15 protein-coding genes are annotated in these 17,371 nt (G+C 39.7%); 14 read left to right on the top strand and 1 reads right to left on the bottom strand.

The genetic code is table 11. The features are described 5' to 3' along the window. Window positions 1–3: 3 nt before the first annotated feature. Window positions 4–486 (top strand): thioredoxin family protein, encoded by a 483-nt coding sequence (locus MUN87_RS06865; RefSeq protein ID WP_244746968.1) that lies wholly within the window; start codon window positions 4–6, stop codon window positions 484–486. 635 nt (window positions 487–1,121) lie between these two features. Here the strand turns inward: MUN87_RS06865 and MUN87_RS06860 are convergent. Continuing rightward, window positions 1,122–1,589: an antibiotic biosynthesis monooxygenase family protein gene (locus tag MUN87_RS06860; RefSeq protein ID WP_244746967.1), complete on the bottom strand. Its 468-nt coding sequence runs from the start codon at window positions 1,587–1,589 to the stop codon at window positions 1,122–1,124. A gap of 213 nt (window positions 1,590–1,802) precedes the next feature. On the opposite strand from MUN87_RS06860, the gene MUN87_RS06855 reads away from it, so the two are divergent. The 13 genes from MUN87_RS06855 to MUN87_RS06795 all read left to right on the top strand — a co-directional run bounded on the left by MUN87_RS06855 (window position 1,803) and on the right by MUN87_RS06795 (window position 16,646). After that, window positions 1,803–3,986 (top strand): transglycosylase domain-containing protein, encoded by a 2,184-nt coding sequence (locus MUN87_RS06855; protein WP_244746966.1) that lies wholly within the window; start codon window positions 1,803–1,805, stop codon window positions 3,984–3,986. Between the two features lie 127 nt (window positions 3,987–4,113). Next, entirely contained in the window at window positions 4,114–5,145 is a 1,032-nt protein-coding gene (gene hemE, locus MUN87_RS06850) for a uroporphyrinogen decarboxylase (RefSeq protein ID WP_244746965.1), read from the top strand. Window positions 5,146–5,161: 16 nt separating this feature from the next. Continuing rightward, a complete protein-coding gene (hemH, locus tag MUN87_RS06845; protein WP_244746964.1) occupies window positions 5,162–6,097 on the top strand; it encodes a ferrochelatase in 936 nt (311 codons plus the stop codon). After that, window positions 6,094–7,491, top strand: coding sequence for a protoporphyrinogen oxidase (hemY, locus tag MUN87_RS06840; RefSeq protein ID WP_244746963.1), 1,398 nt, complete (start codon window positions 6,094–6,096; stop codon window positions 7,489–7,491). Before hemH ends, hemY begins: the two co-directional genes overlap by 4 nt. A gap of 1,269 nt (window positions 7,492–8,760) precedes the next feature. Next, window positions 8,761–8,907: a hypothetical protein gene (locus tag MUN87_RS06835; protein ID WP_244746962.1), complete on the top strand. Its 147-nt coding sequence runs from the start codon at window positions 8,761–8,763 to the stop codon at window positions 8,905–8,907. A gap of 110 nt (window positions 8,908–9,017) precedes the next feature. Continuing rightward, entirely contained in the window at window positions 9,018–10,013 is a 996-nt protein-coding gene (lplA, locus tag MUN87_RS06830; protein ID WP_244746961.1) for a lipoate--protein ligase, read from the top strand. 110 nt (window positions 10,014–10,123) lie between these two features. Continuing rightward, window positions 10,124–11,278 carry a M48 family metalloprotease gene (locus tag MUN87_RS06825; RefSeq protein WP_244746960.1) on the top strand — a complete coding sequence of 385 codons (1,155 nt, stop codon included), beginning with the start codon at window positions 10,124–10,126 and terminating at the stop codon, window positions 11,276–11,278. A gap of 35 nt (window positions 11,279–11,313) precedes the next feature. After that, window positions 11,314–12,252 (top strand): hypothetical protein, encoded by a 939-nt coding sequence (locus MUN87_RS06820; RefSeq protein ID WP_244746959.1) that lies wholly within the window; start codon window positions 11,314–11,316, stop codon window positions 12,250–12,252. Between the two features lie 106 nt (window positions 12,253–12,358). After that, complete coding sequence (locus MUN87_RS06815; protein WP_244746958.1) at window positions 12,359–12,796, top strand: hypothetical protein; 438 nt, start codon at window positions 12,359–12,361, stop codon at window positions 12,794–12,796. An 88-nt stretch (window positions 12,797–12,884) separates the two neighbouring features. After that, window positions 12,885–13,331 (top strand): Rrf2 family transcriptional regulator, encoded by a 447-nt coding sequence (locus MUN87_RS06810; protein WP_244746957.1) that lies wholly within the window; start codon window positions 12,885–12,887, stop codon window positions 13,329–13,331. A gap of 95 nt (window positions 13,332–13,426) precedes the next feature. Then, window positions 13,427–14,332, top strand: a complete 906-nt coding sequence (locus MUN87_RS06805; protein WP_244746956.1) for an NAD(P)/FAD-dependent oxidoreductase — start codon at window positions 13,427–13,429, stop codon at window positions 14,330–14,332. A 14-nt stretch (window positions 14,333–14,346) separates the two neighbouring features. Then, window positions 14,347–14,970, top strand: coding sequence for a class I SAM-dependent methyltransferase (locus MUN87_RS06800; RefSeq protein ID WP_244746955.1), 624 nt, complete (start codon window positions 14,347–14,349; stop codon window positions 14,968–14,970). A 419-nt stretch (window positions 14,971–15,389) separates the two neighbouring features. Further along, a complete protein-coding gene (locus MUN87_RS06795) occupies window positions 15,390–16,646 on the top strand; it encodes an MFS transporter (protein ID WP_244746954.1) in 1,257 nt (418 codons plus the stop codon). Window positions 16,647–17,371: the final 725 nt, after the last annotated feature.

The raw sequence follows: 17,371 nt of genomic DNA, 5'->3' as shown, positions 1-17,371 counted from the left end.
ATTATGAAGAAAATGATCATTTTTGTATTATTGCTCGTTGTTATATTTGGAGCATTAATATTCGTTGTGCAATATCAAAACTCTCAAAAATTAGATGGGGTGGACAATCCCTATAATAAGTCAGATTTAGATCAAGCAACTATTGATCAACTAGAAGATCCAATATACCAGAATCAGATATTACCTGATGAATTACAGGAAAAGTTGGATAATGGTGAAGACATTACAGTGTACTTCTACAGTCCGACATGTATTCATTGTCAACGTACTACTCCTGTTGTCGTGCCGATGGCTGAAGAATATGGAGTGGACTTAGTAAAATTGAATTTGCTTGAATTCGAAGCAGCATGGAACGAATACAGCATAGAAGCAACGCCAACAATTGTCCGATATGAAGGCGGTGAAGAAACAGCAAGAATTGTAGGAGAAAACGAGCAAGCTGCCTTTGAGAATTTCTTTGAACAAGAAGTACTACATGAAGAATAAGTAATAAAAAAGCTGATCACGTATATACTGATCAGCTTTTTTTTTGGATTCGAATAGTTAGAGTGAAAGAGGATCTTGAATAAGCTAGAACGCCTGAAGATGGAACAAGTTCAAGCGGAAGGAGGTCACAAACGAGCTCGAACGCCTGAAGATGGAGCAAGTTCAAGCGGAAGGAGGTCACAAACGAGCTCGAACGCCTGAAGATGGAACAAGTTCAAGCGGAAGGAGGTCACAAACGAGTTCGAACGCCTGAAGATGGAACAAGTTCAAGCGGAAGGAGGTCACAAACGAGTTCGAACGCCTGAAGATGGAGCAAGTTCAAGCGAAAGGAGGTCACAAACGAGCTCGAACGCCTGAAGATGGAGCAAGTTCAAGCGGAAGGAGGTCACAAACGAGCTCGAACGCCTGAAGATGGAGCAAGTTCAAGCGGAAGGAGGTCACAAACGAGCTCGAACGCCTAAAGATGGAGCAAGTTCAAGCGAAAGAAGCTCCCAATCAATTCCAAGCGCCTGAAGATGCATCGAATAACACTTTAATGGACCTAATTATACACTGCACTACGAATCACACTAACGCAAGCATCCCCATCCCATACATGCGCCAACCCAAAACCACTCGCTCATCTCAAAGAACCTTCAATCCTCGGTTCCCACTCTAAAGCTTTCAGAATAAACAGAGCCTGTAACGTAGGAATTCTTTTTCTTGGAAGGTAATGGTTGTTGATCCTTCCATTTTTCGAAATCCTGAGGGTCTTTCCATTCGATTAAGAGAATATACTGATTACCATGAAAAGAACGCAACACTCGTGCTGCAATGATACCTTCGAGATCTTGAACGATTTGATTATATTCCATCTCAAATATTGGGCGCCCCTCTTCGGTTACAGGAACATGGGTCATACTGATATATCCCGTCTCGGTTAATTGACCGATTTGTGTAATTACCTGATAATTTCTGCTCGTTTCAAAAATCGAGGACGCAGTGTCTTCATAATACGCTACTGATTTGACTTGGTTATGCATTAGAATAAAGGGAGAAATGGAATGACTCTCCTTTATTTTCTCGAGAAATTCGTATGTTCCATTTGTCATATATCCATTCATTATTACCACTCCTTCTATATATCGTTTCCCGTCGTAGTTTTTACTAAACCGATTCTCCTGATGCGAATTGTAAAATATAAATGATTTGTTGAAAATTTTGTGAAGAATATATTGGAAATTCGTTTTATTCTAATAATAACATTCGTCGCTGTCAACTTTTCTATGATAAAATGGAACCATTGTCGAAATTTAAGAGGAAGGTGGTGTAACAGTTTGGATAAAGCAAAGCTGAAAGAATTCCTCCAAATGGTCTGGTCTGCGATGAAGCGCTATAAATGGCTCTCCATTATAATATCTACGATGATCGGCTTATCGATATGTGCGTATTTATTTTTAATTTTTGGAGGGCGGTTTGTCTTTGATGAACGCGCCGTTATATTGCCAACTGCTTCCAAGGTGGTAGCGGAAGACGGTACAGTTCTTGGCAAGCTTTATACAGAAAATCGTGACTATGTGACATTGGATCAAATCCCGGACCATGTTGAAGCGGCATTCTTAGCAGTGGAAGACCAACGATTTTATGAACATGCTGGTGTTTCCTTTCCTGCTGTTGCACGAGCAGTTTACCGTGATGTGTTAGCGATGAGTAAAGTCGAGGGCGGCAGCACGATTACCCAACAATTGGCTAAAAATTTATTTTTAGTTAATGATAAAACATGGATGCGTAAAACGAAGGAAGTTATGGCCTCTATTTATTTGGAGCAAAATTATTCGAAGTCTCAGATTTTAGAATTATACTTAAACGAAATCTACCTTGCACACGGCATACATGGTATTGGTACAGCTGCTACATATTACTTTGGCAAACCGATTCAGGAACTTTCGGTTGCTGAAGGGGCACTGCTTGCTGCTATGGTGAAAGCTCCAAATAGTTATTCACCATTTAATGATATCGAAAAAGCAAAAGAGCGCCGAAATCTCGTATTATCACAAATGGAAAGTACTGGCGATATTTCGACTGAACAATTACTGACGTATCAGGCAGTTACGATTAAAACAGCAGAACAAGATAAGGAAAGAGATCCATGGCTTGATGATTATTTTGCCTATGTATTAGAAGAACTAGAGAGTGATTACGACTTAAGCAGAGAAGCATTAAAACGTGGCGGTTACACTGTGGAAGTGGCGATGGATCCATCGATACAAAAAATCGCCTATGATCATATCCTGAACAATGACCATTTTCATGGATCCAATGATCAGGTAGAGGCAAGCTTTGTTTTAATGGATCAGCAAACAGGTAAACTAAAAGCATTGATTGCTGGCAGAGATTTTCAACTAAATAAAACGAATCATTTGCTTACCAATAAACAACCTGGTTCGGTAATGAAGCCATTAGCTGTTTATGGACCAGCGATGCAGCTCGGGGATTATCAGCCATATGATATGCTGCCAGACAAGAACATTGATTACGACGGATACCATGTCACCAATGCGGACGGCAATTATGCCGGGGAAGTGACGATGTATGATGCGGTGAAAGAATCAAAGAATGCGCCAGCCGTGTGGTTACTTGATCAGATCGGTATCAGTTACAGTAAATCGATTTTGGAAAAGATGAACATTCAGTTAAAGGATCAAGGCTTAGCGATTGCTTTAGGTGGATTAGAAAACGGGATCACACCAATTCAGGTGACAGAAGGCTTTCGAACCTTTATTCATCATGGGGAGTGGACGCGTGCGAGCAGTATAGAGACTGTTTATGATAAAGAACAAGAGCCTGTTCAACCAACAGAGCAGAAAACAGTCAATGTGTTTAACCCGCAAACAGCCTGGAATATGCTACGGATGTTAGAAGCAGTGGTAGAAGAAGGAACTGGCTCAAGCGGATCGTTTAGTAAAGCACTGGCAGGGAAGACTGGGACGACACAGCACCCTGTTGTGGATGGTGCGGTGAAAGACGCCTGGTTCGCTGGAATCACACCGTCTTATGTAGCGACAACTTGGATCGGATATGATGAAGCAACAGAAGATAATTACTTAACAGAAGGCTCATCTCAGGCGACAGCATTAACAAAATCGATCCTGACAGAAATCGATAAACGCACTCCAATGGAAGACGCTTTTCAACGGTCAGATGATGTCGAAGAGCTGCCGGAGCCGATCGTGTTACCGAGTCTTATTGATTTAGATGCATCCATGAAACTAGGTGGATTATCTATCCTTCAAGGGGAATTAACATGGTCAGCTGCTGAAGACAGCCGGATTATTTACCGAATATATGAGCAAGCTGAAGATGGAGCGCATATGATTGGAGAGGTAGAAGGTAAAGGTTCGTACACGATTAGCCCGATGAATGTATTTAAAACGGGAACATATTATGTCGTTCCGTATAATCCTTTGACAGAACAAGCAGGAGAAGCATCGAATCTCGCAACCTTAAAATTTGACTTTTAAGGAGTAACTATTTACAATTATTTTTTAGTTATAATAATTACAATTTAGTGAACGTTTTGTAAAAGTACTATACATGAAGTAGGAAATTTTCTATAGTAAAATGGAATGGGAAAAAAGGGTGAAATAGATGACAAAATTTAATGACACAATATTAAAAGCTTTCCGAGGGGAAGAGACGGACTATACGCCTGTTTGGTATATGCGTCAGGCTGGCCGCTCACAAAAAGAATATCGAGAACTAAAAGAGAAATATTCGTTGTTTGAAATAACACATCAGCCAGAGCTTTGTGCTTATGTGACCCGTTTACCTGTGGAGATGTATGATGTCGATGCAGCGGTACTATATAAAGACATTATGTCACCATTACCGGCGATTGGGGTCGATGTCGAGATCAAATCTGGTGTTGGACCGGTCATTGACAAACCGATCACGTCCTTGCGGGATGTTGAAAAGCTCGGTTCGATTGATCCCGAAAGTGATGTGCCATACGTACTCGATACGATTCGGTTATTAACGCAAGAGCAATTGAATGTGCCGTTGATCGGTTTTAGCGGTGCTCCTTTTACACTAGCCAGTTATATGATCGAAGGTGGACCTAGTAAAAATTATCATAAAACGAAAGCATTAATGTACAGTGATCACAAAGCATGGTTTACGTTAATGGATAAGTTAGCGGATATGACAATTACCTACGTGGAAGCACAAGTGAAAGCTGGTGCTCAGGCCATTCAGATTTTTGATTCATGGGTGGGTGCTTTGAACGTAGCAGATTATCGCACCTTTATAAAACCAGTGATGAACCGTATTTTTTCTGCCTTACGTGATTACAACGTGCCACTAATTATTTTTGGTGTTGGTGCCAGTCACTTAATAAACGAGTGGAACGACTTACCAGTAGATGTAATCGGACTAGATTGGCGCATGTCAATTGCAGAAGCTCGTCAATTGGACGTGACAAAAGCATTGCAAGGGAACCTTGATCCGGCCTTCCTTATGTCAGATTGGGAAGTTGTTGAGGAGAAAACAAAACAAATTATTGATGAGGGGAAAGCACATCCGAGTCACATTTTTAACCTGGGACACGGAGTTACGCCTGAAATCAGTCCTGAAAGATTGAAGAAATTAACTGCCTTTATACATGAATACTCAAAACGATAGGAAAGGATGTCACATCATGGCAAAGAAAAAAGTAGGACTACTAGTAATGGCATATGGTACGCCATACAAAGAAGAAGATATTGAACGATATTACACACACATCCGTCATGGACGCACACCATCGCAGGAAATGCTGGATGACTTAACAGAACGCTATCAGGCCATCGGTGGTATTTCGCCATTAGCGCGTATTACCAAAGAGCAAGCTGAAGCATTGGAGTCTCGCTTAAATGAGATGCATGACGATATTGAGTTTGTTTATTACTTAGGGCTAAAGCATATTGAACCATTTATCGAGGACGCAGTAGAACAAATGGCGAACGATGGCATTAAAGAAGCGATCTCGATCGTGCTTGCACCGCACTATTCAACATTCAGTGTGAAATCCTACAATGGCAGAGCGAAGGAAGAAGCAGAGAAGCACGGCATTGCAATTGAATCTGTAGAAAGCTGGTATGATGCGGAAGGTTTCATCAGCTACTGGGCAGATGCTATTCAGAAAGAATATGACAAAATCGAGAACAAAGAGAAAGCTGTCTTAATCGTGTCTGCACACAGTCTGCCAGAGAAGATTTTACAGAATGGCGATCCTTATCCAGATCAATTGAAGCGTACAGCTGATTTAATTCAAGAACAAACCGGTATTCACAATGTCGAAATCGGCTGGCAAAGTGAGGGAAATACACCAGATCCATGGTTAGGACCAGATGTGCAGGACCTAACACGTGACCTTCACGAACAAAAAGGTTTCGAATCATTTATTTATGCGCCGGTTGGTTTTGTCGCGGATCATCTCGAAGTATTATATGATAATGATTATGAGTGTAGGGTTGTATGTGAGGAGATAGGAGCAGCTTATTATCGTCCTCCAATGCCAAATGTTCATCAAACATTTATTCATACACTAGCAAATGTAGTATCAGAAAAACTGCAAAGTGATGATCAAGCATGAAAAAAATAACCATTATAGGCGGCGGTATAGCAGGACTTACTGCCGCTTATTACTTAGATAAGAAGATAAAAGAAGAGGAACTGGATTACGAATTAACCTTGTTAGAATCAACTAATCGACTAGGCGGAAAAATTAAAACAGAGCGACGGGACGGATTCACGATCGAAAGAGGTCCAGATTCCTTTTTGATCCGTAAGCAATCTGCTGAACGTCTGGCACGAGATGTAGGCATTGGTGACAAGCTGGTCAAAAATGGTACAGGCACCTCCTACATCTTGGTCGGCGAAGATCTACACCGCATGCCTCAAGGCTCTTTTATGGGAGTACCTACACAAGTGAAGCCGTTTCTATCTTCTGACTTGTTTAGTCTGACAGGTAAATTGCGAGCTGGTATGGACTACATTCTGCCGAAAGGTGAAGCCGCCGATGATCAATCATTGGGTAAATTTTTCAGACGCAGGTTAGGTGATGAAGTCGTTGAGAATTTAATTGAACCGTTACTGTCAGGTATTTATGCCGGTGATATGGATGATTTAAGTTTAATGTCTACTTTTCCTAATTTCTATCAACTGGAACAGGAGTATGGCAGTTTGATCAAAGGACTGCACAAGACCAATCAAGCACCGAAACCTACTACTGGAAAGAAGCCTAGCATGTTTTACAGTATAGATGGAGGGCTGGCTACATTGGTAGATGCAATAGAAGGATCATTATCAGAGGGAATTGTCCAAAAAAGAAAAGCAGTTCAAGGCTTGACGAAAACAGACAGTGGCTATGAGCTTACGCTGCAAAATGGTGAAAAGTTAGAATCAGATGCAGTGCTTGTCGCAACACCATATTCTGTGATGAAGCAGCTGATGAATCAATATGATGTGATCTCGGAGTTACCACATATGAAAGCTACGTCTGTTGCCAATGTCGCATTAGCCTTTGATAAAGAGGCGATTAAAGAAGACATCGATGGCACTGGCTTTGTTGTGTCGAGAAATAGTAATTACCGAATTACTGCATGTACGTGGACGCATAAGAAATGGCCGGAAACCACAACTCCAAAAGGGAAGGCACTGCTACGCTGTTACGTAGGTCGTCCTGGTGATGAAGATGTGGTAGATTTATCAGATGAAGCGATCGAAGATATCGTGTTACATGATATCAATAAAATTATGAAAATAGATGGAGATCCCATCTTTTCTGTTGTTTCACGCTGGAAGGATGCCATGCCGCAATATTCCATCGGTCACAAACAAGTAGTCGAGCGCTTAGAATCAGGGCTAGCAAACGAACTGCCAGGCGTATTCGTAGCAGGAAGTCCCTACCGAGGAATCGGAATCCCTGACTGTATCGATCAAGGCGAAGCAGCCGTAGAAAATATCTTATCGTTTTTAGCAGAGTGACAAGAAGTGCTCTGCTTTTTACTAGGCTCTTAGATGCGCCGTCCTGCATTATGATACAGACACTACTAGAAGAAGACAAAACCAGCCGGGCAACACCATCATTTGTCTCCTTTCTTTTTAAACACTACAAATCTTGTTGCGCTAGACCTCACATTTGTCTCCTTTTCCGCTAAACGATCCAAATCACTGTTGACTGCCCCCCACATTTGTCTCCTTTCTCGCTAAACGATCCAAATCACTGTTGACTGCCTCTCACATTTGTCTCCTTTCTCGCTAAACGATCCAAATCGCTGTTGATTGCCCCTACATTTGTCTTCTTTCTCGTCAAATGATACAAACCTTGTTTCACCACTTTCTGCTATTGGAACTTGCTTTTCTTGTCAGTCAAGAAAGTATAAAAGTGCAGTCACAGCAGTAATCATATGGAACATGAAGTTGACTCCCTATAATATGGATTATGTCAACAAACGGCCTTAGCAATACGGTGATTTTGAAATGTTTCAAGTGCTGGCATACCGCTCCGTCCAACCACTCCGCGTCCTGCGGGGCACGGCTAGAGCTAACTTTGTGAAGAAGAACGCTTCACAAAGTGGATCTCCAGCACCTGCACAATCCCGCGGGAGTCTCCGTGGTTGGCCTCCGCTGATGTATAGCTCCACAATTTATGCGACAGCTAGGATATGAAGCACTATCTGCAAGATTTACACCATAATTGATGAAATACATTGCTATACACCGCTGCTTCTAGCTGTTCCAATCGTTGTAGTACTTCCCATAAGCGTAGGAAATATGCGGAGACTCCCGTGGAATCAGCGCGAGCTGAAGATCCACTTGGTCTGTGCCTGTGTCTGCAGGTATCGCTTCGAAGTAAGCTTCCTCGGCACAAGGCAGCAAAGATGCTGTTCGAGTAGTAGCCTAGCTGAAGCCGTGCTCACAGGACGCGGAGCATATTTCCGGAGCTTTGCTAAGCAGATGAAAACTATCATAATTAACTCCATGTAAGAAAGTTCCAGTTAACACAATCCATATTATAGGAAGTTGTTTATTGATTAAGTCAATTAGGACCGGGTGGTTTATGCCAGAAAGAGGAAAAGAAACAGGAGGGACTTAAGAGATAAGGAATCTCATTCAATACCTTTGGTTAAGGGGTAACAAAAAGACATAAAAAAGAGCAGCTACTCTATTATAGCTGCAGGTGTCTGTCTTTTACTTATATCTTGATTAATTGGATGGGAATGTTCATCATCCTTGTTCAGCAGGATAAGAAGGATGAAAGAAACGAAAGATATGGTAAAAGACGTTAACAGGTTAGATGGCGGGATGATTGCAGTAAAGCAACATCATATCCGCTATTCCTTACACATTTTGAGAATAAGCCTATTCTCAAAAGTGCGTTGTATTCCTATTGTATTATAACAAATGAAAAAAATCAACACTTTGTATTAGTACAATTGCGAAAAAATTTACTTATGATTCTGATTCTTTTATACTAATAACAAATCAACCTTTGAAGGAGAGTAAACAGAATGAAATTTATTGATAATAAAGGCATTACTGATCCATATATTAATCTGGCGATCGAGGAATATGTCCTGAAGAATTTCGGTCAAGAAGATACGTATCTGTTATTTTACATAAATGGTCCTTCTATTATTATCGGAAAAAACCAGAATACCGTAGAAGAAATTAATACAGATTACGTTGACGAGAATGGTATTAAAGTTGTTCGTCGCTTATCAGGTGGTGGCGCTGTCTATCATGATGAAGGTAATTTGAATTTTAGTTTTATTACAAAGGATGATGGCGACAGCTTTCATAATTTTGCTAAGTTCACAGAACCAGTAGTAGAAGCATTACAGAAATTAGGCGTACCGGCAGAACTAAAGGGCCGTAATGATTTAGTTGCAGATGGTCGAAAGATTTCCGGAAATGCACAATTCACGACAAGAGGTCGTATGTTCAGTCATGGAACGTTAATGTATGATTCCGAAATTGAAAATGTCGTACGTTCATTAAATGTCAAAACAGAGAAAATCAAATCAAAAGGAATTAAATCGATTCGCAGCCGTGTCGTGAATATTTCTGAATTCCTTGAAGAAAAATTATCCATGGACGAGCTCAAAGCCCATATTTTAAAACACGTCTTCGCAGTAGATACCCTCGAAGATGTACCGCAATATGTGCTGACAGACGAAGATTGGGCTAATATTCATAAGCTGTCTGAAGAACGCTACCAGCAATGGGATTGGAATTTCGGTAAATCTCCGAAATTTAATATCCAGCATTCTCATAAGTTTGATGGCGGATTAGTCGATGTTCGTTTCGACGTTCATAAAGGCATGATCGATAACTGCACGATTTATGGTGACTTCTTTGGTGTTGGGGATGTCAATGAGTTAGAAGCAAAATTAAAAGGAGTACGCTATGATCGTCAAGCTATTGATGAAGTGTTAAGCGGCATTGATGTCTCCCACTACCTGGGAAAAATTAGCAAAGACGATTTCCTTGGATTAGTCTATTAATCCCAATCCTCTTATCAGAACAGATAAGGGGATTTTCTGTTAGAAAAATGATTAATATCGGACAAGTTAAGCATATAATGATAGTAATGAAAAAATATGGGAGTTTTGTCATGAAAAAAATCATCTTTGGTTACTGTCTCTTTACGATTTTAGTATTTATTTATTTCTATGATTGGTATCCGCTTATGTCCTATGGAGAAACCAGATATGGTGCATTAGCATTTGCTTTCTTTCTGGCGATGTGGCCATTGCAGCTGCTTACCTTGTATCTGTTAATGTCCAAAACAACACTGATCGAAAAAATCGAACAATTCACATCGCCAGTAAAGAAAACCCTTGTTTATGTCACCTTACTTATTTTGCTGGATTACCTTGTTCATTTTCCTTTCCGATTTGCCTGGTACCGTATTACATACAATGAAGGGATCCGGACTCAAGGTGTATTCTCCTGGCTCACCGAAGGTTTAATAAGTCAGGCATTATTCTGGCTGTCCTTATTCGTAATCGTAGTCGTAGCACGCAGCGTAATCAAGAAATGGCCTGACCGCTGGGGATTTATTCTTTGGCTGTTTGCTATCCCCGTCGTTGTCTTTGTCATGTTTATACAGCCGATTTGGATCGACCCGCTCTTTGACGATTTTCAGCCTTTGCGCAATGGGGAACTAAGAACGGAGATAGATTCATTGACAGAACAAGCCGGCATAGGTGATGCGACGTTACTCGAAGTCAATAAAAGTGAAAAGGTTTCGACCTTCAATGCCTATGTAACCGGGATATTTAATCATGCGAGAATTGTGTTGTGGGATACGACGATTAACGGCATGTCGACCAGTGAAATTCTTTTTATCATGGCACATGAAATTGCCCATTATATTTATCACCATGTTTATATTGGTATTGGTTTATATCTAGTGTTAAGTCTGGTGGTTTTACTCTTGTTACAGAATAGTACACGCCATTGGAAGGACAAGCATAAGCTTCCGGCGATGACAAGAATCTTAACCATCACAGTTGCGGTATTAATGCTCACACAGCCATTATCATTATGGATCTCACGTCAAATGGAATCCCAGGCGGACCGCTATGCCATCCAGCATACAGAAGATCTGGAACCAGCTTTAGCAAGCTATCATTTATTAGCGGAACAATCTAAAGCAGACATGTCACCTGCGTCCTGGCTGGTCTGGATGCGATCCAGTCATCCACCGTTAGCTACACGAATCGAGCGAATCGAACAAGAAATGGAAAATCGTGAAACCAATTAACCTCCTGTTTCGTATAGTTAATAGAGGTGATAGTAGTGGATGTTTTTTATCAAAAAATTGTAAAAGCACAAGAAGATAAACGGAGAATGAACCGGTTAACCCATCAGCGAAAAGAATTATCAGTAGCACTCGAATCGTTAACAGATCAGAAAGAATCTACTTTTGATCTGTTACAGAAGGAAAAGGTCGATGTCGAGAAATTGGAATCATTCAGTATTGCCAACTTGTTCTATTCGATAACAGGGCAAAAAGATGAAAAATTAGACGAAGAAAAACAAGAAGCAGCAAGAGCGCAATTGCGTTATCAAGAAGCGAAGGAATCAGTGACAGATATTGAGCAGGACATAGAAGCGTTAAACGATCAGATTCGGGCTTTAGGGGAACCGGATGTCCGTTATCAACACTTATTAGAAGAAAAGTACCATCATTTACTCGATGCCAATCATGAAAGTGGCCATCAAGCATTATCCTTGTTAGAGCAGCTTGGCGTGATGGAAGATGAGAAGTCCGAAATTGCCGAAGCGATTGCTGCAGGTGAAGATGTGAAACGTGCATTGTCGGAAGCCAGTGAATCATTGGAGAAAGCGAAGAACTGGGGGACAGCAGATATGTTTGGTGGCGGACTGATTTCAACGTCTCTAAAACATAGCCATATTGATGATGCGAAACGTTTCATCCACCACGCCCAACGGTTATTACGCAAGTTTTCTCATGAATTAAACGATATTGGTACATCGTTTCAAGCGGATCTATCGATTTCTGGCGGCTTAACTTTCGCCGATTATTTCTTTGATGGTTTGATCATGGACTGGTTCGTCCAGGACAAAATTAACCAGTCAGCTGAAAAAGTCGACGACATGTACAGCAGGGTGAGCGACACGATCCATCAGCTGAAAAAAATAAATTTAGAATTAAAAGAAACCATGACAAACGCACACAAACAATGGGAGTCCATTGTATATAATGCATCGTAGTGTATATTAGTAGTTCCGTTCTGAATCGGCATATTCTTAACGGGACTACTAATTTTTTGTGTTTCTATTCAAGGTGTGATATAACACAAGTAGTGGAGGTGCAAGGATGTCTGGACGAAAAACACCTGTTCATTTATGGCTGGTCGCTGTTATTTTTCTTTTCTTTTATGTAATTGGCTTGATTGACTATGTGATGTCAATGAGCTTAAACGAGTCCTATTTCAACTCGTTAGAATATAGCCAGCAGCAAGTAACATATTTTAGTAATTATCCCATTGTTCTTTCGATTATCTTCGGTATCAACGTCTTTGGTGGAACGGTCGCTGCTGTTTTGCTCTTTTTCAGAAATAAATATGCTGTAACCTTGACGCTTGTGGCATTGATTGCTAAAGTATTGCTCGATTTCACAACATTTCTGTTTCTGGATCGGTATGAAGTGTTTGGTCCGCAATCCTCCCTAACCGATTTATCGATGATCTTGCTAACATTACTCGTCTATCTGTATAGCAAGCATATGAAGAAAAAAGGAGTATTAAACGAATAAGAATTGCTTGCATGACGAATAATTTTGTTCTATACTAATTACAGATATTACATGTCTGTAATAGATGAATTGAAAGGGCAGTGGCAATATGAAATATTCAAAAGCAACCAACTATGCGCTGCATACGATGGTTTATTTAACAATGGTGCCTAAAGGTCAATCTGTAGGTGTAGAGTCATTAGCGAAGGTTCAAAATCTTTCTCCAACTTACCTTTCTAAGATTTTAACTAAACTTACCAAGGCTGGTCTGGTAGAATCAACGCCAGGGGTGAAAGGTGGTTATCGAATACGAAAAAAACGAGAATCGATCACATTTCTTGATGTCATTGAAGCCGTCGAAGGGCAACATGCTTTATTTTATTGTTCGATGGAACACGACGCTTTTACCAGAAACCATGACTGTCTCATTGAAGAAGTGATGAGTAATGCAGAAGAGAAGATGAAAGACGCATTAAGTCAGCAATTTATTGTGGATATCGCTGAAAAAATCGAGTATACACATCACGCAAACGTGTATTTAGGAAACGAATCATAAACAACAGGAGAACTTTTTGTGATAAGTTCTCCATCATTTTTGCGATAATTATAGACATTAAATATCCATAATATATTTAAAAAAGGAGAGATAATATGATTTTAGATTGTGCAGTAATAGGTGGTGGGCCAGCAGGTTTAAATGCATCACTTGTTTTGGGAAGAGCCAAGCTGCAGACCATTGTTTTCGATGATAATCAAGCGAGAAATAATGTTACACATGCGTCCCACGGCTTTATTACAAGAGACGGTATTGATCCAGCCGCATTTAAACAGGCAGGATTAACAGATTTAGCGAAATATCCGAATGTCGAAGTGAAGCATCAACGAATCAAAACAATTTCCCGTGCGAAAGATGTATTCCTCCTGGAAACAGAAAACAACGAATCGTTTTATAGTAAAAGAATAGTGCTGGCGACGGGTTTAAAGGATATCATGCCAGCTATTCATAGCATTACTTCTTTTTATGGAACAAGTATTTTCAGTTGTCCATTTTGCGATGGATGGGAGATGCGTGATAAACGGTTGGTCGTTTTAGCAGAAGACGAGCGAGCATTTCATATGGCAAAAATGGTGTTTAATTGGAGTCAGGATCTAATCGTATGTACCAATGGAAAACAGGTAGTCAGTGGCGAACAAAAACAAATTCTAACTAAACATGGAATCGATGTAATCGAACAGTCAATAAGTGAAATGAGTGGCGAAGACGGATACTTGCGTATAATTCATTTCACAAATGGCGGTGAAATAGATCGTGATGGAGGTATAGTTATGACAGGACTTCAACAAGCATCCCCATTAGCAGAACAGTTAGGGTGCACGCTTGATCATAATGGAGGAGTAGAATCCGATGAATTCGGTCGAACAGCCATACCAGGTGTATACGCTGCTGGAGATATGAAACTTACTGGTCCGTCTCAGCTGATTATGGCTGCTAGTGAAGGAAGTAAAGTGGCAGCTGCCATAGTGAGGGATATAGTAGAAGAAGGTTTCAGTAAATAAAGGAGGTAGATAGGATGGAATTCTGGGAATCCAGCTTTTTGGAAAAACAAACAATGTGGGGATTTGAACCTGCAGACTCTGCCATATGGACAAAGGACTTCTTTCTTGAAAAGGACGTGAATGACATACTTGTTCCAGGTATCGGTTATGGTAGAAACGCGAAGATTTTCACAGATAACGGCATCAATGTAACAGGTATAGAAATTTCGGGAACAGCGATTGATTTGGCTAGGCAAAATGGATTTGGTAGTCCAATTTTTCATGGATCGGTAGCCGATATGCCTTTTGATGATAAAAAGTATGACGGGATCTTTTGCTATGGATTGCTTCACTTATTGAATAAGCACGACAGAGAAAAATTTATTCAAGATTGCTATTATCAGTTAAAGCCCAATGGCTATATGGTTTTCACTACTGTTTCGAAAAAAGCACCGATGTATGGAAAGGGCAAGCAGTTAGCTGAGAATTATTTCGAGGTAATGGATGGTGTCAGTATGTATTTTTATGATACTGATTCGATTAAACAGGATTTCGGAAACTATGGGCTGATAGAGGTTTCGGAAATAAACGAGCCAAATAAACATAAGAAAACTGCCCCATCTATCAACTTTCTTATGATAATATGTAAGAAAAATTAACTGATAAATTGGTGCAGAACAGTAATTTTGAATCACCACATCTCAAAAGTGAAATAGGGATTTCGGTAGTAATAAAACAGTTCAGTAGGAATACGCATGACTCGATGGAGAGCATGCGTTTGTTTTGTGAAAAACAGAGAAGCAGTGAATTACGCTTAAGATTGAAAAAGCGAAAGTTGTCGCATAGAGTCAGCCCCCTCCAAAAGAAGCGTTCAATCGGACAAAACCGCGTGCGAAGAAGAGCGAAATGTCCGATAAGTATAATGAAAAAGCGGATTGCATTAATTGCTGGCAGGTTCTCATCTTAATGTTTCTAAACTGAAAAATTGTAATTTTATGTTAGAATATATGTTGAGTTTGCGAAGGGTGATCTTAACGGAAGTTTCACTCCAAAATTATGTTCTATTAGGGGATTGTTTATGAAAGGTTTCAAATCTTGGAAAGATCCAATATTATTGTTGTCTTCGATTGGTATTTCGAATATCGGTGATTTTATTTACTTAGTTGCCATTAATATTATCGTATTTCAACTTACTGGTTCAGCCACTGCTGTAGCAGGCCTCTGGATCATCGGGCCATTAACGAATATTGTCATGAAATTCTGGACTGGCAGTTTTATCGATTATCGGAGTAAAAGAAGAGTAATGATTGTTACGTACATCGTCAGAGCTGTTTTCATCTGCCTGATTCCATTTGCACCGAACATGACAGTGATTTATGGTATTTTAGTTGTCTTAAGTGTGGCAAAGGCTTTTTTCAATCCGTCCTCGATGACGTATATTGCTATTCTTGTGCCGCCAGAAAAAAGAAAACGTTTTAACTCGATTAGTTCATTTACGAGTTCAGGAGCATTTATAGTCGGTCCTGCAATTGGTGGTTCACTGATATTACTAACATCTGTTGAATTAACCTTATGGCTTACGTCCATATTCTTTTTCATCTCCGTGATTTTATTGTTATTTCTTCCTGAACACGAAAAAATTGATAAAGAAACGATACCGACATTGACGATTGCACAAGTGGTGCGAGATTTTACCGTCGTTCAGAAATTCATGCTGCATAATAAATATGTGTCGTTTGTTTATCTTGGTTTTATTATGGTGATGATCTTTACCTTTGCAATGGATGCACAAGAGGTTGTTTTTACTCAGCAAGTAGTAGGTCTTTCCGAATTTGATTACAGCTTATTAATTAGTATTACCGGAGTAGGTTCTGTTGCAGGAGCATTATTATTATCGTTTTTCTCAAGCAAATTATCGCTTAGATATATGATTACGATTGGTTTGATCATGACGACGATTGGTTATGTAATCTATGCTTTTTCATGGTCCTTTTCATCGATTGTTGGTGGTTTTGTCATCTTAGGTTTCTTCAATGTGTTCTTAAATGCAGGAATCATGACTTTTTATCAAAATAATGTCTCTATTGATATCATGGGCAGGGTTACGAGTATTTATCAGCTAATCCAAAGTGCGATGCAGGTTATCTTTCTTTTTGTTATCGGGGTTACTGCAGATCTTTTTTCCTTACGACTAACAATTGTTACGTTGGCGCTTGTTATGTTGGTTTTATCTATTATTTATTCTGTTTCGGTGTTGAAACCGAATAAGAAGAGTTTTTTTAGAGAAGATGATGTTAGTGGAGAAGGTTTGAATACATTAGGGAAAGTAAAGTGATTGCGTTAGCGAAATTTTGGGGTAATGGCATAGCCCCCACTAAAAAATGTATAGTGAAGCCTGTCTTAGTGGGTTTTTAAAAGCAAGTATGTATGAACAAATCCTCTTTTAGAAGAATACTAACCTTATCTAAAGGTTAATAGGATTGAGATAGTTTTATTTTATTATTACAAAATAATAAATGTTCGCAATTAGAGGACACAAAATTATTTTTTTTAGCCCAGGTCAGAAATTCCAGTTGTATCTATTCGTTTTCCTCTGTTGAAGTAAAGAAGCAGGAATATTGAATAGAATTTTATTTAAGATTTGCTAGGGGGGGAATAACAATGACTATGAGGTTAGAGTTTCCATTATTTATGTTCATTATGTTTTTACTTCTTGCTTTTAACTATTTTGAATTGTTCGAATCTTTAGGAATGTGGCAATATATAATAGGTCCTATCCCTTTAATGTTGTTAGGATGGATTTTATTCGACAAGTTAAAGCTTAACGAAAAGAGAGTTGGTAACGGAGTAGGAGTCATGATTATACTATCAGGTCTCTCAATTTGGATATTTTTTGATGCGTTTTTATTTACTAATTGACTTATTCAATTAACGGGTCGCTAATGTTTAAAAAGCAAGATTACAAACAAATCCAGTTGCTGCGCAGTATATCCATACTACGAATCAAAAATGACAAAACAGACGCTTTGACCTAAATCCTAGCGTCTGTTTTGTCATTGT

This window comes from Gracilibacillus salinarum, from assembly GCF_022919575.1.
GTDB lineage: Bacteria > Bacillota > Bacilli > Bacillales > Amphibacillaceae > Gracilibacillus > Gracilibacillus salinarum.
The sequence above is the reverse complement of the archived record's forward strand: the minus strand, read 5'-3'. Positions and strand labels throughout refer to the sequence as shown.